The 25,964-nt window shown below is 35.9% G+C and carries 17 protein-coding genes; 7 read left to right on the top strand and 10 right to left on the bottom strand.

Annotated elements, in window-relative coordinates; all coding sequences use genetic code 11:
- Positions 1–420 precede the first annotated feature (420 nt).
- The 10 genes from BW942_RS03105 to BW942_RS03060 are packed head-to-tail and all read right to left on the bottom strand — an operon-like array spanning position 421 to position 14,350.
- Positions 421–1,116, bottom strand: a complete 696-nt coding sequence (locus tag BW942_RS03105; protein WP_001021181.1) for a hypothetical protein — start codon at positions 1,114–1,116, stop codon at positions 421–423.
- The gene (locus tag BW942_RS03100) at positions 1,113–1,826 is read right to left on the bottom strand and encodes an MORN repeat-containing protein (protein ID WP_002026245.1); all 714 of its coding nucleotides are present in this window, start codon (positions 1,824–1,826) and stop codon (positions 1,113–1,115) included. The genes BW942_RS03105 and BW942_RS03100 overlap by 4 nt, the downstream gene beginning before the upstream one ends.
- A complete protein-coding gene (locus tag BW942_RS03095; protein WP_011172089.1) occupies positions 1,813–4,728 on the bottom strand; it encodes an efflux RND transporter permease subunit in 2,916 nt (971 codons plus the stop codon). The genes BW942_RS03100 and BW942_RS03095 overlap by 14 nt, the downstream gene beginning before the upstream one ends.
- Before the next feature lie 11 nt (positions 4,729–4,739).
- A complete protein-coding gene (locus BW942_RS03090) occupies positions 4,740–7,820 on the bottom strand; it encodes an efflux RND transporter permease subunit (protein ID WP_000844268.1) in 3,081 nt (1,026 codons plus the stop codon).
- Positions 7,817–9,310 (bottom strand): efflux RND transporter periplasmic adaptor subunit, encoded by a 1,494-nt coding sequence (locus BW942_RS03085; RefSeq protein ID WP_000584329.1) that lies wholly within the window; start codon positions 9,308–9,310, stop codon positions 7,817–7,819. Before BW942_RS03085 ends, BW942_RS03090 begins: the two co-directional genes overlap by 4 nt.
- Complete coding sequence (locus tag BW942_RS03080) at positions 9,307–9,654, bottom strand: hypothetical protein (RefSeq protein ID WP_001191636.1); 348 nt, start codon at positions 9,652–9,654, stop codon at positions 9,307–9,309. Before BW942_RS03080 ends, BW942_RS03085 begins: the two co-directional genes overlap by 4 nt.
- A gap of 2 nt (positions 9,655–9,656) precedes the next feature.
- Positions 9,657–10,298: a tetratricopeptide repeat protein gene (locus BW942_RS03075; RefSeq protein WP_001037109.1), complete on the bottom strand. Its 642-nt coding sequence runs from the start codon at positions 10,296–10,298 to the stop codon at positions 9,657–9,659.
- A 1-nt stretch (position 10,299) separates the two neighbouring features.
- Positions 10,300–10,995: a lipoprotein gene (locus BW942_RS03070; RefSeq protein ID WP_001072501.1), complete on the bottom strand. Its 696-nt coding sequence runs from the start codon at positions 10,993–10,995 to the stop codon at positions 10,300–10,302.
- A gap of 23 nt (positions 10,996–11,018) precedes the next feature.
- Positions 11,019–12,845: an Ig-like domain-containing domain gene (locus tag BW942_RS03065; protein ID WP_000222559.1), complete on the bottom strand. Its 1,827-nt coding sequence runs from the start codon at positions 12,843–12,845 to the stop codon at positions 11,019–11,021.
- Positions 12,846–12,856: 11 nt separating this feature from the next.
- On the bottom strand, positions 12,857–14,350 hold the full coding sequence (locus BW942_RS03060) for a TolC family protein (RefSeq protein WP_001984489.1): 1,494 nt from the start codon (positions 14,348–14,350) through the stop codon (positions 12,857–12,859).
- Positions 14,351–14,849: 499 nt separating this feature from the next.
- Here BW942_RS03060 and BW942_RS03055 point away from each other — a divergent pair, with 499 nt between their 5' ends.
- The 7 genes from BW942_RS03055 to BW942_RS03020 form a co-directional block, all read left to right on the top strand.
- Positions 14,850–18,029, top strand: coding sequence for an Lcl domain-containing protein (locus tag BW942_RS03055; RefSeq protein WP_000601490.1), 3,180 nt, complete (start codon positions 14,850–14,852; stop codon positions 18,027–18,029).
- Between the two features lie 247 nt (positions 18,030–18,276).
- Complete coding sequence (locus BW942_RS03050) at positions 18,277–18,579, top strand: hypothetical protein (RefSeq protein WP_001014223.1); 303 nt, start codon at positions 18,277–18,279, stop codon at positions 18,577–18,579.
- Between the two features lie 7 nt (positions 18,580–18,586).
- A complete protein-coding gene (locus BW942_RS03045; RefSeq protein ID WP_000048631.1) occupies positions 18,587–21,454 on the top strand; it encodes an Lcl domain-containing protein in 2,868 nt (955 codons plus the stop codon).
- Between the two features lie 540 nt (positions 21,455–21,994).
- Complete coding sequence (locus tag BW942_RS03040; protein WP_000702258.1) at positions 21,995–22,534, top strand: Lcl C-terminal domain-containing protein; 540 nt, start codon at positions 21,995–21,997, stop codon at positions 22,532–22,534.
- Positions 22,535–23,154: 620 nt separating this feature from the next.
- Positions 23,155–23,580 (top strand): hypothetical protein, encoded by a 426-nt coding sequence (locus tag BW942_RS03030; RefSeq protein WP_000688885.1) that lies wholly within the window; start codon positions 23,155–23,157, stop codon positions 23,578–23,580.
- A gap of 217 nt (positions 23,581–23,797) precedes the next feature.
- On the top strand, positions 23,798–25,330 hold the full coding sequence (locus BW942_RS03025; RefSeq protein ID WP_001973203.1) for an Ig domain-containing protein: 1,533 nt from the start codon (positions 23,798–23,800) through the stop codon (positions 25,328–25,330).
- Between the two features lie 140 nt (positions 25,331–25,470).
- The coding region (locus tag BW942_RS03020) for a TIGR04388 family protein (RefSeq protein WP_082279630.1) at positions 25,471–25,964 on the top strand (494 nt) is incomplete at its 3' end.

Genomic DNA, 25,964 nt, shown 5'->3' with positions numbered 1-25,964 from the left:
TCATTTTAGCATGAGTTCGGTTGAGAAAGACTTTTCTAAAAGTATGAGTTCTACAATTTTAGAATTTGTCTGCAAAATCTTGATTTGTGAGAGTTCCCACATCATTTTACAGACAAACCTAAATTTTGTGGTAGTTTCCACACTTGAATACTACAGATTCAATTGTTATAAACTTCTATTTTATAAATTATGGGAGTTCCCACATTTTTTAAAACTTCAGAAAATTTTATGTTACTTAAAAAAAATACTAGTTTCTCAATTTAAAGTTTTTGAATGTACTTTTATTTTTTTGAGAATTACTAGATTAGAGTTGTTGAAAAATTCCATAGCAACAATTAACAAAACGCTTCAATCGACCGTTTCCATACAACGAAAACCCATAGAGAATTAATTTTTCAACAATTCTATTGGATAAATTCTCTAAGATGCCCTCGTAATCCAAACAAGAAATAAAAAGACTACAAAAATAGGACTGAACCAAGTTAAAAAAGCTCTTCCGGTATTTTGGTTGAATATTTTTTTAGACATTCTAATAAAGCTAATCATTTGTAAGATGATCCCTGCAATTACAAAGATACTAACGAACCCTATAAACAAAATCATATAAAAAATGTCCCTTTTGGCGGAGTTCGGAATAATACTAAATAAAAATAAAACCGGAAAGAAAGAGAGTAGGATATAAAGATTACTGGAAATTGCCAAGGATATACATTTTAGAAAACTAACTCCCTTCTCTCCAAAGATTTTAACGGTTAAATAAGAAATTGTGCTAAAATAAAGTTCAAAGACGATTAAAGAGAATGCGAAAAATATAATATTGTATGGAAATGCATTTAACAAATACATTAATAACGAAATTTTTCCTTCTGCTAAGTAATTGCGCATAATTTCTGTATATTCTACTATATAGCTTAAATTGAATAAAGAGAGTAAAAAATTGGTTATAATATAGAGTATTATAAATATAATATGTGTTTTTAAAGTAAGTTTAAAAAAAGTAGCGTCAGAAAAAGTGGAGATACTCTCTGGTGCTAAGTGTATTTGGACGTTTTTTACAATTTCTCTTTTAAATACATTATCTGTAATATACTGTTTAATTTTTTCTATTATATTCATTTTTTGTTATCCTCTTTTAAACCGTCTGGGGTTTCTTTATCGTTTTTCCAATTTCCTTTGTATAATATTGTTCCAAGTTCGTCCTTGAGTATCCCGAAACCTTCCCTTTTTCCTAAACGCCATGAACCTACATAGACGTTTCCATTTGGATAAATAAAAGCGCCGTTTCCGTCAAAGATACGCCCATTTTTATAAATTCCACTTAACCGCATTCCATCGGATAAAGTTAAAATTCCAGATCCGTTTGGTTCGTCTTCGTTCCATCTAACGTTTAAATTAGTTCCGTCTCTCCAGGTAAATACGCCGGGGCCGTGTTTAGTATTATTTAAAAAATATCCCGAATAGGAAGATCCATCTGGATAACGGTAAATTCCTTTTCCATGTTTGACACCGTGTTTCCATTCTCCCTTGTAAAGATGCCCTTCTTTATTTTGAAATAATCCGTAACCATCAGGATGAGAATTTCTAACGTAACCTTCGTAATAGGAGCCGCCCCGGTATTCCATTTTTGCAAAACCATTTTTACAATCACCAGTAATACATTTATACTTTGTAATATTTAAATAAAAAGTGATTATAAAAAAGACCCCTATTGCGGAGATAATTAAAATAAAAATTTTCCCTTTTTTAGTTTTCCAAATAGCTTGAAGTAAAACTTTCAAGTTGGAAAAGAGTTTAAGAATTGGATAAAATATTCTATCGGCGTACATTTTTTCCTCCACTGATTTTGGATATGTTATTTGTTGATAAAACTTTTTCGAAAACATTTGCGAACCTGAAATTAAAATGAATTAGTAAAAACCTAGATAATATTAAAGAGATCATAAATAATCCGAAAACCTTTTTGAATACGTTAAGTTCTGGAGTTGATAATATCAGTAAAGGTAAAAAAAGCGCGATTGCCACAAGATAAAAATCCCAATTTATAGGAATCGTATTTTGTCTTTTGATTTCAGGGAAATTAGATAAAATGTGTAGTAAGAGGGATATAAGAACTATAACACTTCCGATATGAAATCCTATATCATAAGTTTTGAATATTATTAGATAAATTGATGCGAAAATGCAATAAAAAAAGAGTAAGCTGCAAAAATATATAAAAGACGTTTTGAGAGATTCCGTATAAATTATAAAAAAGAAAAAACAAGTTAGTAATATTAGAATTATATAAACTGTAAAATTTGTATTCGATTTGGATAACTTTTCAATTCGATGGTTCAATTCTATTCTTTCGTTATTATTTAGTAATGTTTGGGAAGAATTTTGTACGAGTTTAAGTAATGTATTTGGGTTGTAAGAGTCCGTTCTTACAGAAATAGAAAGATTGGGTCGTTTGTTTTTTCTAAAAAATTTAATTGGAGAAAGAGTTTCTCTTTGAGTAAAGGAACTACCGATCGAGGAAAATTCTCCTGAATTATTTTTAATTAAAAATTTGTTTAATTGTTTTTCAGAATCTCTAAATTCTTTGGAAGCACGAACTCGGATGTCCAATTCATTATTATTTTCATTGTATTTACTAATAACTGAGCCCTGAACCACAGTTCTTAAGAAGGAGCCAATTTCCGAATTTTGAAGTAACGGATCACGATTATTTAAGTCCAATTGTAGTTCATTACGAGGTTGTTTAAAATTTAGAATTACTTCGTGGATTCCAGGTAAATTTGTAATTAGGTTTGCTATTTTAGGTACTGATTTATTTAGATCCGAGTGAGATTGTCCCACGATGTCTAAAGAAACTTCTTTCATTCTACCTAGATCAGATTCTTTTGTAAAATAACAAAATGCAGGGTTTTGTCTACCAACCGATTGATTGAGTGAGGGAATGATAGAATCACTTGAAAAAAAACTTTTATGATAGTTGATAATTAAAAATGCGTGGCTTGGTTCCACTTGTGAGATTACGTCTTTTACGTTTGGATTTGCGACTAACTTCGATTCTATCTTCTGAACGATTTCATCCGTATATTCAAAGTTTGAATCTGCTGGTAGTTCTACGTATCCGTAAATTCGGTCGTCTTCTACGTTAAAATAAACTTCCTTTGAAGATTGTATCAGCGCAAATATCATTACGATTGGCACTATAATCAAAAGAAAATTTAAAATTAGATCCCGCTTATTTTTTTGAGGTTCGTATAATACTGATTGGGTTTTCGATTTTTCAGGAATTGTAATGATCGTAGGAAACTTATCTAATTTGTTTGTGGAAAGGTTTTGATAGAAGTATTTGTAAACGATATAATTGTTTAAGACTCCAATTGATGTCATGATCGCCATTCTAATTAAATTTACAGCAACCGTATTGTTGAGTAAAATTCCAGGAAAAAACAATATGGGTATACTTGGTGTGATAAACAGAAGTAGCTTTTTTTCTCCAATGGAATCGATTGTATGATTTTGAATGAAGTTAAAATAAAAAACGATCCAAATAGCAAATGATAGATAAATGGATAATACACAGAGCAAATCAAAATCTTTTTTTAAAATGAAATGGATGAATGAAATTAGTAGAAAAGATAATATCAACTGTGATAAAATCGTTCCAATAAATTTAGGAATGTCAATATTTCCCTTTTTTTTTGCTGCAAAAAACAAAATGGCAATGGTAACCGCTATAATGCAAATGAGATTAAAGTAAGTATTTCTAATATTATCGGCTTGATTATAAAGTAAGTCAAACTTGGTTCCGTCTTGACTTAAATGAGAGACTGTTTTTTTAATTTCAGAAGAAATACTTAAAATGTTCGCGTCGTATTTTTTATATACATATATTCCAATATTTTGATTTCCATTTACTCTATATGTACTGTCTTCGTCTCTATAAGAATTTTGTATATTGGCTACGTTGCCTAGGGTTATACTTTTTCCAATGTCTGGACTGGATATTGGAAGATCGACCAAGTCGTCTAGTTTGGAAAATTTTCCTTTTAGTCTTACTTGATACAATCCTCCTTTTTCTTCGACGGAGGCGATTGTAGACGTACGGTTGTTGAAGTAAATAGCTTCGTTTATATCGGCTAGACGAATATTATAAGAATTTAATTTTCTAATATCAAAAGAAATTAAAATTTCTTTGATTTTACCACCGGAAACGGTTACCTTGCTGACTCCATTGATTCCTTCTATGTCTTTTTTAACAATCGAATCTGCAAAGGCTCTTAATTCTCCTAAGGATCTGGAATCGGTTGCGTTTAAAGAGATTACTGCAATGGGCATTTCATTTGGATCAAAATTCAAAACCCTTGGTTTTCTAACTTCTTTGGGGAACGTATTGATAATGGTTTCGATACGTTCTTTAATCTCCAACGTTTTGACGTCTATGTTTGTATCGTTTTCAAAATCCAAGCGGATGAGTGATTTTCCTTTTTCGGAAGTGGACCTAATTTCCGAAATTCCCCCAATTGTAGAGACTTGATTTTCTAGAGGAATGGTGATTGTATTTTCTACCGTTTCGGCGTCGGTTCCGGGGTAATCCACTACAATGGAAAGAGCAGGATTTTTTACGACTGGAAACAACGAATAGTTTAGCATAAATGCAGATATAACACCAAACAATAATACTGCACCGATGATCATTTGTGTTGTAATTTTTGAAGGTAGTCTATTCTCGTTCACGATAAATATTTCTATTTAATAGTTTTAAATTTCTGTTTTTGTAATATATAAAAGAATAATATAGGTAATAAAAACAAACTGAATGCAAAGGAAGATAATAAACCGATGATGACAACAATTGCCATTGGGGATTGAAACTCCGCTCCTTTTTGAAACTCAAAGGCGACTGGAATTAAACCCAAAATCGTAGTTAGATTATTCATTAAAATGGGTCTAAATACAATTTTACCACTTTCTATGATTGCCTTGGAAAGTTCTTTGGATTCGTTTAATGAGATTATTAAATATTCATAATAAAGCGAAGCGTTATCCACTACAACACCTAATAACAACACAAGTCCTAAGAATGCGCTGATATTAAAACTTTTGCCAAAGAGAAAAAGTGCAGGAAAAATACCAATAAACATGAGCGGTATAGTACAAATCATAATCGCGGATAGTTTGAGAGATTGAAACTGACTACTCAGTAACATATAAATTAAAATGGAAGCTAATGCGAACGCAAATAATAGTTCTTTAAAAGACTTTTCCATATTTTCAGATTCACCTCCTATTTTAATGCGATATCCAAGAGGTAATTTCATATTTTGAATGATTGAATCGATTGATTTATTGGAGTTCAGATTGCCTTGAACTACGTTGATTCTAGAGTTACCGGATCTTTTAATAGAACTGCTCGAAGTGTTTTCTTGAATGTTTGCTAATTGAGATAGTTTTATAAACTCACCCGTTGGAGTTTTGATATTTAAATTTTGAAGTTTATTTAAGTTATCTATACTATCTTTTTTGATTAAAAGACGAATGTTCAGGTCATCTTCTTGATATTTAATTTTTGATATGTTAGAACCATAACTGGCCACTTTGACGTATTGGGAGATATAGTCGTTAGTGAGTTTTAACGAGCTTGCTTTAATCGGATCGAATTCAATTACATATTCGTTCTTTTTAGTTTCGAGAGAGTTTCGTAGATCGGTTGCTACTTGTTCTTTTTTGAGTTTGTCGATTAGATTTTTTCCGATAGTAGAAAGTGTTTTTAGATCTTCTCCGTGGATTTCCAAGTTCAATCGGCTACCGTTCGGATCTAAAATTTTACCGATGATGTCTCCATTTGCGTCAAAGTTAATTCTTATATCTTCCGTAAAAGAAATTCTTCTTCTGACTTCTTCTATAATTTCTGTTGTTGTATGTTTTGGATTTGAAACGAGGATCACTCTGATTTTGGCAATATTCGTGCCGGAGTTTCCATTTACCTTGGCGATAAAATCGTCATTATCGGATCCGATTTTAGATATTACGCTTTTGATATCTTTATTGGAAAGTAAGATTTTTTCGATCACTTCTGCAATTCCGGTTGTACTGTTTAAAGTACTATTAGGAACGTTTTCTATATTGATCGTAAATTCTCCGTTATCAACGGTTGGCATAAATTCTCGCGGAAGTATAAATAAAAAGATCGATGAAAAAAAGATTCCTGTGAGTAAAATAGAAAATAGTTTTTTTGGACGTTCTAAATATTCTATTAATTTTTTCTCATACGTTATCAATGCGGTTTGATATAGGTCTGCCGATTTTGCAAAAATGGGATGATCGATCAGCTTTGAATCAAAGTTTGTATTTTCAAAAAGTACGTAAAGTGTTGGTATAATTGTTACTGATGCAAACAAACTGATCGAAATGGAAAGAATGATTGCAATTGCCATTTCAGAAAATAAAATCCCAATAAAACTTTTTATAAATATAATCGGTAAGAATACGATGATTGTGGTTAACGTAGCAGATAAAATTGATCCTGCTACTTCAGAGGTTCCTTCAATCGAAGACTCTAAAATTGATTTTCTTTTTGTAAGATTACGTTCTATAGAAGAAAATACAACGTTGCTAGTATCGAATAACATTCCGATGCCTAAAGCTAATCCTCCTAAAGACATCATGTTTAAAGAAATATGAAATATATAAAAGAGAAGAAAAGTGGCCAATAAAGAAGCTGGAATGATAATCAACAAAATTAGAGGAGCTCTAAAACTTTGTATCAGTAACATTAAAATTAAAAACGCTAAAAAGGCGCCCAAGATCAAAGACCAAACCAATCCCCAGACAGAATCTCGTATAAAAACAGATTCGTCGTATACCAACTGTGCGGACAATTTGTCCGCAAAAGTAGTGTTAATCGATTCTAATTCTTTGGTGACTTTATCGGCTAACTCCACTGAGTTTCTACCCGATTCTTTATAAAGATATAAAACGATACAATCTTTTCCATTGTATCTGGCTAAGCCGGTTCTTTCTCTATAAGATCTATAAACGGATGCGACCGATCCAATTGGTATCGGGATTCCAGTGTTGTTAGTTGCAATGATCGTTTCTTTGATGTCTTCTAAGGATTTATATTCTCCTACAGTTCTAAGTAATAGGTCTTTGTTTCCTACAGGAAGGCTTCCTGCAGGAACATTGATGTTTGCAGAGACAATTGACTTTTGGATTTCTGGTATAGAAACTCCGTAGGTTGTCATTCTTTCCGGATCAATCTCTACTCTAACTTCTTTTTCAAATCCTCCGGAAATTTGTACGTAAGCCATACCTTCGATTCTTTCCAAAAATACTTTTACATTTTCTTCTATAAAAGATTTGAGAGATTTAGAATCTGATTCATTTTTTGGGAATATTATAATTTCTTGAAATGCTGATTGTGCAGGATCAAACCTCGTTGCAATTGGTTTACTGGCGTCTTGAGGAAGTTGATCTCGGATTAGGTCGATTTTTTCTCGCAGTTCTATCATTGCAAAGTCCACTGACTTATGAAAAGAAAACTGAACTGTGATGATCGAAATTCCTTCTAAGGATTCGGAGGTTACTTTTTCTATACCTCCTACGGTGCCGATGGAATCGGTTAGAGGTTTGGTGATTAGATTTTCTATCTCTTCGGGAGAAGCGTTTGGATAACCTGTAATTACTGAAATTTTAGGAAATACAATTTCAGGAAGTAAAGTTATTTTAGCATTTTTTAATCCAATGATTCCAAAAATTATGATCGCAAACCAAGCCATCAAAACCGTAATCGGTTTTGAAACACAAAAACGAACTACACTTTTCATCGTTTGTCGAAGTAGGGGTTCACGGACATACCGTCCCTGAGTTGTGATATTCTTTCGAGAAGGACAACGTCACCTTCCGTTAGACCTTCCGAAATTACGATCTTACCTTCACTCTGAGATCCTAACTTGACTTCGTTTCTATAACTCTTTCCATTGCGGACTACACAAACAATTCCTGTGGTTCCGTCTTCGTTTAACACAACTGCGTTGCTTGGAATTCGTATTGTAGGTTGTTCTTGACCAGTGGTAATATTCGCTCTAATAAACATTCCTGGTTTTAGTAGTTTGTTTTTATTATCTACTAAGGCTTTGATTTCTACAGTGTGACTTTTTTGATCCACTATAGGACTTAATAATTGAACCATACCTTGAAACTGTTGACCTTTATAAACGTCCGCTAAAAAGGAAACTTTCATTCCTTTTTTTAAGTTGATAGATTCTGATTCCGGTATGTTAAGAACGGCATAAACTTGTTTGACGTTAATTACGGATACAACGTGTTGTCCTGGTCCAGAGCCGCTTAAAATTTCTCCTTCGGTTTTGAATTGTTTTGAGATTACTCCTGTAAGAGGTGAAAATACTAAAGATTCTTTGAGCATCATTTTTGTGGAATTTACTTGTGCTTCATGAGATTTATAAACACCTTCTGCTACTTCCCATTCCGCTTTTTCTATTAGGCTATTGATCTCTTCGAGTATTGTGGTTCGTTCCTCTTTTGTTTGAGGAAGTTTATAATTATTTCTTAATATGTCTTTATCTGTTAAACCGATACTTCTGATTTCTACGTCCTTTTCCGCGATTTGATAGGAGGTCTCTTTGGAATTTAGATTTAGTTTAGCGTTTTCGAATTCTTCCTTAGTAAATCCCCCTGCGTTATAGATTTCTTCTATACCGGCAAAAGAGTTTTTAGCCTTTTCATATTCTTGTTTTGATTTTTCTAAAACGGAAAGCGACTTTTCGTATTCCTGAATTTTAGCAAGTACGTTGTTTTTTGCTTTCAGATATTTTTCTTTGGCTAGTTTTACCTGTGACTTGGAACTTTCTAGAGTAGATTCTTGTTTGAGCAATTCAAGTTCTAACGGTAAGGTTTCCATTTTAAATAATCTTTGATTTTGAGAAATTTCCTCCCCTTCTTTAAAATAGACCTTTTCGATTCTTCCGGATACTTTAGAATAGACGTCTACTTTTTCTATAAAGTCTATCATCCCTGAGGCTTCTACTGTAGGTGTAATAGATTCTTTAACTACATTCATCGCCAAAATGGACATTAGATTTTGTGATTCTTCTTCTGATGAAAATGTTTCTTCGGATTGATTAGGAGAGGAAAGTGAAAAGGAAAGAGGTTTCGTTAACATCGAAACCGAATTTTTTAACATTTTACTTTGAGAATTTTTTGCGAGGCGAGTTAAAAAAAGAGAAATGATAAAATATGCTGCTAAAGATAACAGAAAGAATTTACCAAATTTAGATTTTAAAAATTTAATGATCAATTTTTTATCCTCCAGAGATTCAAATGAGGGGCTTCTAAAAATTCAAAAATAATAATTTGCTGGATAAAATTTTTGCATAAAATCACTGTTTGGTGATTATCTTGAAAAATAAGATTCATTTTGAGTTTGTCCCAAAACTTTAAATATCGTTCAGAGGTGGAGTAGGTTTTTAAGAAAACGTGGTAGTTCCTACAGAATATGTTCCTTAGTCGATCTATGGGCTGTTGTTCGGTTTTTATCATCGTTAAAAGACGTGGGAGTTCCCACGATTTTAGAAAATGTAAACCTAGGTTAGAAGCTTGGTTCTTTATAGAGGTTCTTATGGGTAGGGTATTTGATTGCACTTTTATTTTTCCGAAACGTTCGTTTGTCCCATAAGATCCAAATATTTCTGATGATGATAAGCGGCTTTTTTATCTAATTTAGCAGTTGAATATATATTTTTTAGTTGGCTATGAGAGAATGCGATTAGCTGAGTTTGAGAAATAATTTTTTGATAAGCTAAAATTGCCTGATCTGATTTTCCGGTTTCTTCTAAAAGTTTGGCGCTTATAAATAGAATTTCTATATTTTCTGAATTTTTAGATAAGTATTTTTCAAGATTATCGGTTAAATCTTTTTTTAGAGGAGTTTCGGCAAATTGAGTTTTAATTAACCAACCTAACGCGTTGTAATCAGTATCGTCTTTATCGGAGATTTCTTGAAAAATTTTTTCCGCGTCTTGAAACCTACGATTGTAATACAGAAGTTTACCTAACAGAAACTTTACGTCTTTGTAATTTTCATTTTCTTTATATAAATCTTTAAAAACTTTGAGAGCTTCGTCTCGTTTATTGGCTATAAAAAGAGAAATTCCTTTTTGATACATCACTTCCATTTCTTTTTCGGAAGGCCCGCAATCTGAAAGGAATAAACAGAATGTAGTTAGTAAAAGAAAAAATGAAAGCCTAGTTTGTAATATTAAACTTTTAGAATCCAACTTATTCACCTTATTTGTTTTCAGATTTTTTCATGATCTTATCTACCAGGCTGATACTTGCCTGTTTTAAATCGTCTGCGTCGGAGAAATTTTTTGAATCCTGAGTATAAGAAACGGATTTTACTAGTTTTCCTGTTTTATCGTGAACGTCTAGAAAAATCAGAGTTGTAAAATTTCGATCTAAAATACTTCCGTTATCCGACATTCCAAAAGAACCTTGTAGATAATAATCGAAATTTACCTTAGAAGACAAATTCTTGATTTCATTCTCCATAAAAATTCGTTTAGAATCCTTAGAAGAATTGGTTTCGGTGGAAGTTGTAGTCGTTGGTTTGGGAGTTTCCGGTGTAGTTGTAGTAGGGGCAGTCGGAGTAGATGGGGCCGTCGTTGTAGCTTCTGGGTTTTGTAACATAGGATTACTTGTCGCAACAGGAGTCGGTGGATTTGTTTTAGAAGTTTCTGGTTCTTCTTCTACGAGACCGTTCCCGTTCCTAATAATTTCAAATTTTAATAAACTTATGAAATTTTTAATACGAAATGGATCAAAACGAAAATCTCGGTTTTCTATATAACCAATTTGATAGTTGGCTTTTACGGTTGCAGCTTTTTCTGCAGCCCTAGCAGTTTTGTTGCCAAAGATTACGCAACCGTTTAGTATTATACTTGTAAAAAATAATATTATAATTTTATAAAATAATTGATTCATTGAAATTTCTCCGTTTCGTTTTATTACTGACTTGCCGCCGAAAAACTGAATGGCGTCAAAGGTCTTCCTAATATATCCGTTGCCGCCCCGCTTATCTGGATTGTATAAACGGGATAGTTAGGCGATGTAGGAATAGCCGGGTAAGGAATAGCTCCATTGTTGGCACTAAAGTCAAACTTTGCGTTTGTGAGATTAAAATCTGCAGAACTTCCGAATTCGTTTACACCTCCACAACTGGATTCCATTTCCGAAAATCTGAGATCTAAAACTCTACATCCAAAAGGATAGACAGCCTGGCAGTCACTCCAACTCCAACTAGATAAACGAATTACTGTAGAAGCTCCGGATTCTCTGGATAAAGAAACTGATCCTACAGTGTTTCCTAAGTTCATATAATTATTAAATACAAGTCGGAAGTCGTCCGTTGTTTTATTGTTACACGAAGCTGCGTTATTGTTTCCTTCGTCTCCACCTTCGAAACGATAACTGCTAGGTTGTAAAACGGGCAAACTGTTATCCCACCAACAAGATGCAGCGGTCCAGTTTCCACCGGTAGCGCTTCCGACTGCAGGAAACGAAGGAGCGCAACCAGGAGCTCCTACTTGACTTACAAGACCAACTGCTTGTACGATTGGATTTGGATTATTTCCACCCGCGATAAAACTAGCCGATACTGGTGTGGTTAAGTATGTTTGATTGGCGGCTTGGGCAGATGTACCAATCGAAATATTATATCTGGTTCCGTATTCTAATTTTGAGTCCGTAGTAAATACTAAGGTTTGATTTCCGGCGGACCAAGCAAAAGTTCCACTTATTGGAGGTGAGATGCTGATCGCGGCTTGTGTAACCGCAGTATTCATAGGAGTGTTAAAATTAAATACGATGGATTGTGTATTCGGATTTCCTAAACAACCGTTGTTTACAGTTGTTGCTATGATGTCTGTAGGAATACCGATTCCAGCTTGACATCCTGCTAAACTGCCAGTTGGAACCGTGATCGTGTTTATATTTGGACCTGCGTTTGCAGTGCCTACAAAAAATGTGCCTACCGTATTTCCACTAAGAGCAATTCCGTTTTGATCTTTGGCACCCGTTCCAAAATTGACTATATATCTTTGGTTAGAATTGAAAGCGAAATCCGGTTGGATTGTTAGAGTATTGGGAGAGTTCCAAACGTAATTTGCGGATACTGTAGGACTGATAGAAAGAGCGTTTAATGTTGCCGTAGTGTTCATTGGTCTAGAAAAGTTTACAATAACTTGATTTACTAATGGATTTCCCATACAGGCAGTAGTCACGTTACTTGCAAAAAAATCGGTCATTGTAGCAGTTCCAGCATTACAAACTGGTGCGTTCCCAGCATAAACAAACATCCCACTTATGGAGGGAGACAGTCCTGCAGCGCTTGCGCTTCCAATAGTAATAGAAGCACTGAAAGGGTCTTTGAGATCCAGACCAGCTTTGTCTTCACAGTTTTTAGTTACCGTATAAGTATAACTTCCTGGATTTAAGGGCATAGATGGTGCAAATGTAAGAACGGTTCCATTTAGTTCTGTAAAAAAACCAGTAGTTTGTGGAGACATACTGAATGCAATTCTACAACTTTGCATATTCATTTCTCTACTAAACCCAACGTCAAATTTCTGTGTAGATGGAAGACTATCACTTCCTGAAGCAGGGCTACTAAAGATAACTTCTGGAGGTGGATCTCCCCATAACGCCCCCAGTCCTAAAAGTTTTTCTCCCGTATCTTGACAGTTTAAGTTTAGAACAACGAAGGTAAAAAACGAAATCTGAATACAAAATCGGATGATGGAAATTCTCTTATGGTTTTTAAACGTGTAAGTCATTTTTTCTAATCCTATTTTTTGGGCTTAGATCCCGTTTCTTGATTTTTAATTAAATTGGATAATATCGAGTTTCCCGAACCTTTGGAGTATTGGATTAATTTTCTTAAGCCACCTTCGTCCGTTGTAATTTGAGCGTACTCATAACAGTTAATTGCATAGGAAGTTAATGCATCCGTGAGATCTTCTTGGGATTTGATCATTTCTAATTCGGAATTGATCTGATCTTCTTTTTTCGCATGGCCGTAGGCTACCTTTGCGGCCATTGCCCTTCCGGATTCTACCTGAAGGTTAATTCTCGAATTAGCGATGTTGATGAGCTCCCAAGATTGATTAAGCTTATCTACACTTTTTTTAATTTCGAATCCAACTTGGTTTTCCATATTACGATAATTTAATAGTGCTTCGGCAAGTTGTATCTCACCTTCCATAGCTTTTCTGGACTGACTTAAATTGTCGAACAATCGAACGGAAGTGGAGTTATAACTGTTTGTTCCGGGACCCACGGTTTGATTTCCAAATCCGGGATAGGTTTGAATTCCGTTTCCGTCTTTTTGAACCCCAGTGTTTCCATTGGATTGAACCACACTACTACCCAAAGGCATCACTAGATTAAAATTGACCCCGTAACTATCATGAGTGAATTGATTATTGTTTCCGTTTCTTCCGGCGTAGGCACCTACATAAACTTTTGGCATATACTGATTATCTAATACTTCTTTTTCGTTTTTTAACTTTTTAACAATGATTTGCATTTTTTTCAAATCTTCGCGCCCGTTTTTTGCTTTAGAAATTAACTCATCCAAATTATGCGTGTTAGGTGGTGCATTGATGATAAAGTCAAAAAATATACTTTCGTTTAGTTCAATTTCTGCGTAATAATCTAAGTTCATGACCTGTTTTAAGTCTAATAAGGCTTGATCACTGTCATTTTTAGATTTTTGCACATTAAACTCAGTTTGTTTTAATTTACTTTCTAAATCCATTAATTGAACTTTCGTGATAAACCCTTGTCTTAATTCTACTTGTCCTTTTCGAAGTGCTTCTTGAGCTTTTTCTTGAGCTTTTTTTTGAATATAAACTTTTCCTTTTAGTGCTAATGCTCTGAAATATGCTTTTTGAATGTCTAGGCGAAGTCTGGAAAGATTGATTTTAAAGTCTTGTTCGTTGAGTAGTTCGGATAACTTTGCAATTTCTAAATTGAGATTCGCTTCTCCGCCGTCAAAGATCAACTGTTGAACCGTTAAACGAATATCGTTGTATATATTATCCGCTGAATTTACGTTTTGATTTCTGAGGCCATAGTATTGAATTCCGAATTTAGGAAGAAACTCTCTCCATTTTTCTGTAATCAACATTTTACTTACTTCTTTTTTGGCTTCTAATACTTTGAGGACCACACTATTGCTGGAACCGATGAGCACAGCTTGATCCAAGGTTATCTTTATCGGAGGTTGTTTTGTAGTTTGGGATCGAATCTTCGATGAGAAAAAAAGCGTTAAGAACATTAAGCCTAGGATTAAGGTGTGATATTTTCTTTTCATCTTTTAAGTCGATTCCGCTTTTTCTTTTAAACCTTACTTAGGTTTTCCCGTTTCTCTTTATAAAATCCGAGATTTTTACAAAAACTTTCTGTTTTTTACATTACAAATGAAATGTGATAATTTTTCCTTGTTTTTATCTCTTAATTGACTTATCTATACAGAGGCAACACATATTCCAGCATTTTTTTCAAATAATGTGATTTTTTTATTTGCAATTTATCTCAGATAATCTTTCTTGTATCACCTGAGCGAACGGGTGCGCTTTGGTTTGTAATTAACAAAAAGTTGGTTCTTAGCGAACTTAAGGTCTTGTTAATCCTGTTGTAACGTAGCTCGTTTTAGTTTGGGGTAGATTTGTAGTGTTAAATACTGCACTTTTAGCTCTTTTAGAAATCGCCTAACAATTGTTAGGCTGGGTCGGCATTTGAGTTTTTAAACTTATTATTTGGAAAGGGGACTTAAGATGATTTTGAAACGTTATTTCGTTTTGTTTCAGTTTCTTTTGCTTATTTTCTGCTTTTCGTTCTTTTGTAAACCGCAGAGCACTGATTACTCTTTGCTTTCTTATTTAGGTCTGGCCAACCAAGGTTCTTATATAAATGGAATTTTTTATCCTTCCACAAATCCGTTTGTAATTGGCGATATGTCTCATTTGAACGGTTTGAGTGGAGGTGATACTGGAACAGTTGTTTCTGCAACTGGTGATGATTCTACACTTGGTATTTCTACTAGAAATAACGGAGTTGCAGATATTATCTTTTTATTTGATGAAAAAGGAATTCCCTTTGCCATAGATACGGATGGGAACGGAGTTGCAGATTATTATATTTGTTATAAAAGCACTAAAGACTATTATTTAACTACTGGTTCTCGTTGTACTGGGAATGCGGTGACCGTAATTGTTGGGCAAGGATATGATACAAATGGAGACGGTGTTGCAGACAATCCTATCCTTTCTCAAATTGCCAGTGATTCTAATCCTCCAAACTCTGTGATCAGCCCGAGTCCTGGGATTTACGGTTCTTCCACTGAATTAACGATTGCTTGTAACGATTCAGTAGCTCCGGGTAACATCATTTATACGATCGATTCTTCTACTCCTTCTTTTGAACCCATTCAAGGTAGTATTTCCAATCCGAAACTTAAAAAATTTACGTTAGGTAGTAGCGATGGTACTTATACGGTTAAATATCGATGTAGAGATTTGGCAGGTAACGTAGAAAACGTTCATACGGATCCGTACGAATTCAATCATAATGTTCCTACGGTCACAATTTCAAATTTGAATTCTTCCGGTGTTAGTTCTTTAACGGGTGCAATTGGTACGGCTTCGTTCAATTGGTCTTCTAATTACTCGGGCTCTTATTCTATTCGTTTGAATGCAAGTAATTGTCAAAGTGGGACGATTCTTCAATCAGGTAACGTTATCGCGAATATTATAAATTCGTTTAGTATCTCCGCTACAAGCTTTAATATAGGGCCTAATACAATTTTTGTATGTGCAAGAGCGGCGCTTACCGGTTATCAAACATTAGCAATCGTTCGAGATGAATCTCAGCCCTCTATCATTCCTAATCCTGGAGGAGGAAATTATGGTAAGGCTCAATCTGTCAATTTTTCTTGTTTGGATAACAATCCCTTAGGTTGTGGAAAAATCGCTTATACCTTGGATGGCTCGGATCCGAATATCAATGCAAGTAACGGTACTATTCTCAATGGAATAGAATTTCAAAATCCAATTTCTATTCCCGTGAATTCTGCAGTCACTTTAAAATTTATAGGGGCAGATCTTGCAGGGAATTTATCGCCTGTTCAGTCTGCGGCTTATTTTATCACGACTCAAGTTGCTACTGTAACTACAAATAGTTTTACTCCTGTTAGTCGTGTTGTGAATGCAACCAGCGATCAGTCGGTCACTTGGGTGAGTGATCGTAACGGTGTTTTTACGATTCGTTCTGGTGCGAACTGTGATTTTGGAACGATTCTTTCGGGTACAAATGTAGCTGGTAGCGTTACCGCAGGTGTGCCAGTTACGAGTACGATTTTAAATTCTAACTTCGTTTCAGGAGCTAATTCTATTTTGATTTGTGTTGCTAATGCAGCATTAGATCCTCTTTATGGAAATACTTCTTTTACGATTACAAAAGACAATACTCGACCTACTGTTAGTTCTACTAATCCAGTAGACTTTAATATCGCAACTCCAGTGTTTGTCACTCCAAGTCCAGGTAGAATCCAAATTGTTTTTAGTAAGAACATGGATACTTCGTTCGGTGGAATTTCTTCCGGTTCTAAAATTAAAAATGTTTGTTATCCTATTCCTACAAATCCTCCTTTGACCATTTCTGTTTTTGATGGTGTTAGCTGGGATTGTATTGATTTTACGGCAACATATACCTGGGTCAGTGCGACTACTCTTCAAATTGATTTGTCTTGGATTCGTTTTCCAGAAAATGCAAAAGTTACATGGACTCTTTCTAAAGATGTTCTTCGAGATGTTGCGGGTAATACTCCTTTGAATGATGTTCAAGGAACATTTTTTACGGCTCAAAGACAAGAGTTCTTTAAACCTTTTAAAACAGATCAGACTAGTTGTTGGGATACTTCTGGCAATTTAGTTCCTTGTGCTGGAAGCAACCAAGACGGCCAGAACCAATATGGAATGGTTAGAAGTTATACGGTTCGATATTATTCTGGATTTGCGAATGACGCAGTTACAGAAGATAACACTTCCGGTTTAAAATGGAAAACTTGTTCGGAAGGTAAAATCTCTGCTTTGAATAGTGGAGTCACTTCTTGTGTGGATATTGTTACTCCATCTGCGAATTGTTCTCCTAAGGACTCATCTAATCAACCTGTTCGATTAGAATATTGGCCTTTTTATAGTTTTCAAGACAATAGTAATCAGGTTTATCCATCGAGTGTCAACGGTTGTTCTTATTTGAACGAATGCAATGCAGGAGCAGGTTTTGCAGGAATCACAAATTGGAGACTTCCTACTCAAAGAGAACTAGATACACTGTCCGTCTTCGGTTATAGTTCAGGTAACGCTGCTTTTCCAAGTCAGGGTTTTCCAGATCCTATTGCCAATTATTTTTGGTCTTCTACATTAAGAAAATCGAATCCTTTTTACGCCTGGGGAGTAAACTTTAACTACGGTGCTTCCGATGTCTACGTGCGATCTAACACGAACAATATACGTTGTGTTTCTGGCGCGGGAACTCAATCTCAAACCTTTACCGATCTAGGCAACGAAACAATTTTGGACAACACGTCTAACTTGGTTTGGCAGAAATGTAGTGCTGGTCTTTCGGGTAACACTTGTAATACGGGAACCGCGACTAAACCTACCTGGTCCGTAGCGATTAGTTATTGTAGTTCTTTGAGCTTGGCTGGTAGGTCTTGGAGACTTCCGAATATTAAAGAATTGAATAGTATCGTGGATATGTCTTCTGCGAGTTCTATTGTGACGATTGATCCAGTTCTTTTTCCAAATACTAAAAATGCGGGTTATTGGTCTTCGTCTTCCTATGCTCCATCTCCTAGTAATGCTTGGATCGCTTATTTTCCTACAGGGGGGATGAGTCCTTTTACAGGAAAATCGAATACTGCATATATACGTTGTGTTGCAAATGGACCATGATTTGAAGGTATCGAAGGGTATGGAGAGCAAGATGGTCTTAAATAAGGATAGTATTGGTTATCAACGAAGTCGGACAAAGTGGCGAGCCTTTAAGGGAATTGTGAGATGTTAAGTTATATTATATTCTGTGGGAAGTGAATTTGGTTTAGGCTCTCGGAGTAATGAAGTTTAAGGACGTATTATAAAAAATTGATGTAGTGGATGTGTCTTTTCTTTTGAGTAAAAAGTAATGTGTTTTAGGTGCATCATGAATGGGAATGTAGTTTTTTGGGGAGGATGTTGGAAGGTGAAGATGGAAAATTTTATTAATATGTATTATAAAAACGTGATGCAAAGGAATATACTTTCTGACCTCAGTCTAGAACGAGAGAAAAGAAATTTGTATGTCCATCTCGATTCCCTAGAAAACCAACGCCATTCGAAACTCAACCTTACTCTCTGCGGGTTGTTTGGTAATGTTGGTTTTTGGCTATCTCATTTTTTGAACTCAGAACACCGCTCTCTACGGGTCGCGGTGTTAGGTCGCTCAATATCCTCTGAATGGAGATAAAAATCTAATGTCCAAAGTATTTACTATACTATTTTTACTACTATTTATAACCGCTTGTAATCCTAAATCCAGCGCTACGGGTGGGGCGCTTTACAACGCTCTTTTGACCCTTTTGGGGCCTTCGGCGAGTGATCCTTCGTCTAACGCAGCAAATGCGGCCGCCTCTCTATTGACGCTTTCGTTTTCCACGGGAGAGTCTGTGGATTTAAATGGAGGGCATGGTTCTTCTGCTATTGGGATTGTAGTGGACCCTAGTGGGAATGGCAGTACTTCCGGAATTTCTTTAAATGGAAGTGGGGTTCCTCAAATCATTTTTGTAAATAACGCACAAGGACAACCGATTGGTGTGGATGTGAATGGAGATGGGTTGTTAGATTATTATCTTTGTGCTTTAGAAGGGGGTGCAGTGATATTAAAAACCGGCCCAAATTGTACTGGAAATCAAGTTTTCGTTTATCCTGGGTTAGGTTATGACGAGAACGGAGATGGTGTGGTAGATAACCCGATTTTAGCTTTACTTGCAAATGATTTGAATCCTCCGATTTCTTCTATCTTTCCTGCTTCGGGTATTTATGGAGGAGCTCAAAATGTTACTGTAACTTGTGCAGATAATTTGGCTCCGGGGAATTTAGTTTACTCTACAGATGGTAAAGTTCCTTCTTTTTCTCCTTTGGTAGGTTATGTTAAAAATCCGACTATGGCTAGTTTTACAGTCGGTTCTTTTGGACAAGGAATTTATACAGTTCAGTATAGATGTAGGGATTTAGCGGGAAATTTAGAAAATGTACATTCTACTACCTACGAAGTAAATTATAACCTTCCGAACGTCACATTGGAAAGTGTAACAGGAAATTTTTATGTAAGTAATGTAAGTGGTGCTGTAAACTCTCAGTCTTTTGTCTGGAAAAGCAATCAGAACGGTACTTTTATGATCCGTGCCAATGGAACCGGTTGTAACGACGGGGCTATCTTGAGTTCTGGTAATGTTTCGGCTAATGTTTCTAATACGTTTATAATCAACGCAGGTTCTTTGAGTGTAGGTACGAATCCGTTATATGTATGTGTGACTGCTGGTTTTACTGGACAAGCTAGTTTAACAGTGGTTAGAGATGATACTCCTCCGACAGTGACTCCCAATCCAGCTGCTGGAAATTATGGTAAGGAACAAAACTTTGCGTTGCAGTGTACTGATAATAGTGGCGCTGCTTGTAGTGTGATTGCTTATACAATTGATGGAACCAATCCGACGATTTCTGGTAGTACGGGTACGGTACTTACTGGATCTGCGTACTCAAATTCAATCCTTTTGCCAAATGGAACCTTAAATCGCACGTATCGGTTTTTAGCAAGAGATAAAGCGGGGAATCTAAGCGCGGTTCAGTCAGCCACTTATTCCATAGATACCACCTTGCCGACGATTAACATTTTAAGCACAATTCCGGCACCTTATTCTGGTTATGTGGTCATAGACAATTTAATTTCTCCTCAGATTTCTTGGGAAGTAAGCGGTAATAAGGTGAGTTATTTTCTAAAGAAAAAGTCTGAGTCCGTTTGTCCCTTATCTCAGGACGTGTGTCCGAAATCAGATATGTGTGTTCTATGCCCTAATCCGGGGGTTGCTAATTGTCCTACAGGTAAATATAAAGATACTGCCGGAAATCTTTATACCACGGAAGGAGATTGTAGTTGTAATAACGGAATTACTTTGTTCGGTTCTAATTCGAATGTGAGCGGAAGTTTAGGAGCGGCGAATCCGATTGCTATTGTTTCTCAAATCAATAACCTGAACTTTTCTTTAGACCGAAGTAAGCTTTTGATCTGTGTTGCCAATGCTTCACCTGGTTTTGGTCCACAATATGCAAGTAGAGAGATTGACGTTTGGAAGGATATTGACCCTCCTCAGGTTGTAAAAGTTACACCTTCGATTAATAGTCATAACGTAAAACCGGATCCGGGTAAGATAGTTATCACTTTTAGTGAGCCAATGAAGAACACTACACCTGTATTTACTCTTCAATACTTTAATGGTAGTTCTTGGGTTACATTTCCTTTTAATGCTTCGTATAAACCGAATTATGCATGGAACTCTGATGCTGGAGAAGCGCATAACGTATTGACTGTGACCTTACCTTGGGTTCGTTTTCCGGAAAACGCTTATTTACGTTGGCAACTCGATAAGAATTCAGTGAAAGACGTTTCGGATAATTCAGCACAAAGTAACGACGTGTCGGGGCAAGTGGCGGGTGTGTTTATGACAGGTTCTTACTTTTCTACCGTGCCTGTAACGTATAAAAGTTTGGTGTTTAAGACGGGACAGGTCTATTGTTTTTCTTTTGCAGGTGCAACCGATTGGGCAAATTGTTTAGGTAACACGAGCAGTATTTGGGGAGATCCGAGACAAGGACAGGATGGTTTTTTTCAGCTTGGTTCGGTTATGAGTACTTCCTCTGCTACTAACTCGACTTATCCAACGGAAGCCGCTACCAAAGATGATAAAACGACTCTGGTTTGGCACAACAGTGTTACGGGTGGTTATTACAACTTTTATGACGCGTTGCAGTATTGTTCTAATTTAAATTCGATTCCTGTTGTGGGAGGAACAACAAGAGGATACGCAAACAGAACGGATTGGAGACTTCCTGCCGCAGAAGAATTGGAAACCGTATTGGGATACCAAGGAACACATTCGATTCCATTCTCGTGGGGATGTTCTGGGGTAGGGGTAGAGTTGGATTTTTGGAGCTCTTCTTTTTTCACTTCGAACCTAAGTAATACTTGGTATGTGGATTTTTGTAAACAAAACGTATATTTTGCTCCGTTAGGTTCCGGGAAAAGGGTGCGTTGTGTTTCTGGAAGTATTCCAAGTGCGCCGTGATTCAGAAATGTAGAGCGGCCCATGGAGAACGAAATAGTTAAGAGGTGGCAAAGTGTTGTCATTGGTTATCGACGAAGTCGAGACTGGAGATAAGTAAGTAACAAAATTGCTGAGATTTGTTTAAGAAAGGAATTGTATCAAGAATTTCGAATGTATCCTTCTATGATTTTGAAAGATAAGGATTTTTATAATCCATTATGAAAGCTTGATGTATCTGCTTTTTGGTTGAGGGGAGTCTTGAATTTGAGCGTGGTGCAGGTTTTGAAATTATTTTTTTAAGGGCAGAAAATAGAGCATAATAGAAGTTTTATATTTAAAAATAATATGTAATGAGAAGTTTGCAGGTGTTTTTTGCCATAAGTGCATTATAAATTAAGAATGTGACTTGGGCTGATGTGTGAAAGGTGGAAGGGAGATTGTAAAATGTATTTTAAAAATATAATATATTATAATGAATTTCTTGTCTTTTTTACGGGGCTAACACTCTCCGTATGTGTCCTTTATCGTCTATTTTTTGTCCTCTGAATAGGAGAAATAAAAATGAAAATTAGAAAGTTATATGTTTGCCTGTTTTGTTTTATATGGATGTTGACCGTGCAAATCCAAGCGGATGCTCCTCCGACACGCTTTGAAGATAAATTGGACGGAACCGTTTTAGATAAAAGAACGGGGCTGATTTGGCAGATTTGCGCTGCGGGATTAGGTTCGCATAATGGTTCGGGTAGATCAACTTGCGGGATGTCGAGTGGAAATTTGTCTGGTAATGCGGATCAATACCATTGGGGAGATGCATTGAGATACTGTAATGGATCTTTGGCGAAAAAGCCACCGGTTTTGCCAGCAGGTAAAACATGGAGACTACCGAATATCAACGAGTTAAAAAGTATCGTGGATCGGTCACAGCTAAATCCTGCAATGGACACGAGTGTATTGATTGCAGGAGGGGATTATTATTGGACTTCCACTACAACTAACACGAATTTTGCGAACGCTTGGACTGTAAATTTTTTGTACGGCAGTGCATACGTGACCTCTACCAAGGACTGGGGTTATTATGTAAGATGTGTTGCGGGACCGTAATTTAACGTATAGAAAAAAAGCAGCATAACAACTTATGTTTTTTTTCGACAGAAAGCGAGCTAGGCGTATTACGAATTTATATTATATTTTTTGAGGATAAAAGACAAGAAAGGAAAACAATAAAAACTGCATTTACAAAACGAGATGTAGTAGAAATGAGTTACTGTCTTCTGAGAGAGGTAATCGGTTTTATAGAACAATTAAACAATCAATATAATGGAATATTTTTCTGAGTTTCTATGGATTTTATTGAACTCATAAAACAGTAACATCAAGAATTCCATTTGTTGATCTGGCGTTTTGTTAAGAGTCTAAGCGGGTTAGGCTTATTTAAAGTCGAGTTCGCGTTATTTAAAAGAAGGTTTTGTTTTATAAGAATCGGCCTCAAAACTGAGTAGGTCCTTATAGTTTGATCTTTTGAATAAGATACGATTATATTTTGGCGCATTGCAAAATAAATTTCTGTAAGTATCGGGCATTCGTATTCTTTTTTTATAAAGTTTGAAAAATTTGAGTAGACGAAGGTATTGTTTTTGATTTTCGTTTTTAATTTGTGAATTTATGTGTATCTTAAAATCACAAATGAATCAAAGCTATTCAAATGGGATCATAAACGAATCATGAAAATATTTCTTTTAACCTTAAACATCGTTGTAACAGCGATCGCTTGTATCTTGGGTTATTTTCTTTTCCAAAGTACAAAATTAAGCGAAAGTGTAGAATACGAAAAGCTAAATCCGAGTAAATCTTTGGTCCTTCAAATCATCAAACAACCTAAAAACGTATTTGGTGATTTTAAGTATTTTTTTGGAGCTAAACTTCCAAAAAGTGAAGTGGCGTTTGTAAGAAAATATTCTCCGGTTTTAGAAACAGAGAAAGATAACTTTGAAAAGATTGAAGACGTAACGGAATGCGGAAATGACACGTATGTCCTGACGTTAAAGACGGGTGAAACACTTATGTATAAGAAATTTACGATCTTTGATTTGGAATCAAAGGTAGTTGATGAAAAAATTCTCAAAGCTTGTAAGAGAGGAAGAAGTTAACAAAAGGCGAACTCGTTGCATATGAAGGACGAAGGTGGATTTAATTTACATTAATAATTTTGAATTTTATTTTAGAGGCGTGCTATAAGAATTCTGGAATGTAGTTTGTGCCAATAATATTTTAAAAAGATTATATAATTTTATTTGATTATACGTGTAGAGCGTTGGAGCTGGGATCGCTTTAGATGATTTGAATTTTAGGGAATTGTAAAAGTAAATGAAAAGAATTGGAAAAGTATTTTTTAACTTATGTTTGTTGTTAATTTGGAATCGTAAACCGGTTCGATCGAATTTTAAGTTTTTACGGATCGTATGTTGGGTTGTATTTAGTTTTGTAGTTTTCAATTGTGATAACAAAGAGAAGGGAGGGGAGGACTTATTGATAGCGCTCATCGGCACGAGCCGCCCGCCTGCATCTCTCGGAAACAGTACGGACACAAATGCACCGACCGTTACGTTTCAATATTCGGATACGGGAGGTTCCATCCTCAATCGATCTTATCCAGTATTGGTCAGTAATATGTTTTTAACCCCAACTATTACCCAAGACCCAAATACTTCTTTGGAATTTAAGTCCTTTTCGATTTCTCCCAACCTTCCGGCGGGTATTTTTTTTGATTCTTTTACTGGATGGATTACCGGAACTCCTACGGTAACGGTTCCAAGTTCAGAATATACAATTTCTTTAAATTACAGTATTCGCAATAATAAGGATAGAAAACTTTATCAAGATCAGAACACAACCGCCAAAATTTCCTTTTCGACAAACTATGATCCTACTTTGACCTACAGTTTTCTTCAACCGGGGAATAACATTTTGTCTTTGGGTGTCGGAATCACCTATTTGCCTACAGTAAACGGATTTGGAAGCGGTACGATCACGTATTCTATTTCTCCTGCGACACTTCCAGCGGGATTGAATTTTAACACTAGCAATGGAACCATTTTTGGAACTCCGACAACGGTAACTGGTTCTACGAATTACACTATAACGGCCACAAATGTGAACGCTTCCGATTCGGTTTCGTTTTCTTTGCAAGTTGCCATTGGACAAATCACGGCTTTGTCTTATCCGTCTTGTAGTAGTCAGTGCACATTTCCAACTAACTCACCGATTGCTTCCATGAACCCAAGTTATACTCCGAATATTCCAAATCAGATTAGTTCTTGGTCTATTAGTCCGGCTCTTCCAGCGGGACTTAGTTTTAACACAAGCACGGGAGTTATATCCGGAACACCTACATCGGTTTCGGATCCGGCGACGACGTATACCGTAACGGCCACCAACTCTGCTGGTTCAAGACAAACCACTTTTACGCTCGCGACTAGAAACGTCGTATTTGGGTATTTTACTCCTGTGACCGGATACACTCAGCCTATGCCCGGCCTGAATCGGTTTTCGACTTCGATCATTCCAAGTAATCCAAGTCCACTGTCAGGAAGTCCGATCACTTCGTTTACGATTACGCCAACTTTACCTGCGGGTCTTTTTTGGGATTCTTCGACTGGAAATATTTCAGGATACCCTGTTTCCACTAGCAGCGGGAATTATACGGTTACAGCAAATACTGCTGCGGGTGGTAGTAGTTCCACTTCGATTTTTATCAGTATCGGAAACGGAGAAAGTAAATGTTATTACGCGGGAACTATCGACGGATGTACTTTTGCGGCGCCGTATAGTTGCGGAGTATCTAACTTCTGTTACACTTCTTTAACTTCGTGTATCAATAGTCCCGAATGTGTGGAGTAGCAGAGGACGGCGCAGTCAGCTCTTTCCTTTGGAGAACAGTAGTGTTTTAAAGTATATTGCTAATTTTGAATGTATATTTTTTGCAAGTGAATTTGAATTAGAGAAACGGAATTAAGTTTGCGAAGGGTGGTGGTAATACAATGGAAACTAAATTAGAAAAAAGATATATAATAGAAATAAGTTACAGTCTTAGAGCTTTGGTTTTTAGTCTTTTGTTGTCAGTTTTTAGTCCGTTATACGCCCCGCCTGTCGTGGTTCCAAACCTAAATACGCCTGTGTTTAACGCTACTTCTATGGACCAGACTTTTAATGTCGCCAATGGAATGCAAACGGTAGGAAACTGGGACTCGTTTGTATTTCAGGGTGTGAGTATTTTACAGACCCAATGGGAAGCACAGGTGCAAGCTCAGATTACTATGATGGTGAACTCGATTACAACGAGTGATCACTACGCATCTGTTCAAGAATATCAAACCTACGTATATAATTCCTTACAAAGTAAGGCATCGGAACAATTGATTGTGTGGCAAACGGCGGTAGAAGCAGAGATTTTACAAGAAAGAAGTCAATACTTGTCACAGAAATATGGAGCGAACTCCAATGCGGTTCAAAACTCGACTTCACAGTTTCAGAG

Origin of the sequence: Leptospira interrogans, from assembly GCF_900156205.1 — a bacterium.
Taxonomy (GTDB): Bacteria; Spirochaetota; Leptospiria; order Leptospirales; family Leptospiraceae; genus Leptospira; species Leptospira interrogans.
Note: the sequence above shows the minus strand (reverse complement) of the source record. Positions and strands in the feature narration are given on the sequence as shown.

Coding starts and splice junctions, on each gene's coding strand:
- BW942_RS03105 (WP_001021181.1), bottom strand. CDS start 1,116: ATGAATATAATAGAAAAAATTAAACAGTATATTACAGATAATGTATTT.
- BW942_RS03100 (WP_002026245.1), bottom strand. CDS start 1,826: ATGTACGCCGATAGAATATTTTATCCAATTCTTAAACTCTTTTCCAAC.
- BW942_RS03090 (WP_000844268.1), bottom strand. CDS start 7,820: ATGAAAAGTGTAGTTCGTTTTTGTGTTTCAAAACCGATTACGGTTTTG.
- BW942_RS03070 (WP_001072501.1), bottom strand. CDS start 10,995: ATGAATCAATTATTTTATAAAATTATAATATTATTTTTTACAAGTATA.
- BW942_RS03065 (WP_000222559.1), bottom strand. CDS start 12,845: ATGACTTACACGTTTAAAAACCATAAGAGAATTTCCATCATCCGATTT.
- BW942_RS03060 (WP_001984489.1), bottom strand. CDS start 14,350: ATGTTCTTAACGCTTTTTTTCTCATCGAAGATTCGATCCCAAACTACA.
- BW942_RS03055 (WP_000601490.1), top strand. CDS start 14,850: ATGATTTTGAAACGTTATTTCGTTTTGTTTCAGTTTCTTTTGCTTATT.
- BW942_RS03050 (WP_001014223.1), top strand. CDS start 18,277: ATGAATGGGAATGTAGTTTTTTGGGGAGGATGTTGGAAGGTGAAGATG.
- BW942_RS03045 (WP_000048631.1), top strand. CDS start 18,587: ATGTCCAAAGTATTTACTATACTATTTTTACTACTATTTATAACCGCT.
- BW942_RS03040 (WP_000702258.1), top strand. CDS start 21,995: ATGAAAATTAGAAAGTTATATGTTTGCCTGTTTTGTTTTATATGGATG.
- BW942_RS03030 (WP_000688885.1), top strand. CDS start 23,155: ATGAAAATATTTCTTTTAACCTTAAACATCGTTGTAACAGCGATCGCT.
- BW942_RS03025 (WP_001973203.1), top strand. CDS start 23,798: ATGAAAAGAATTGGAAAAGTATTTTTTAACTTATGTTTGTTGTTAATT.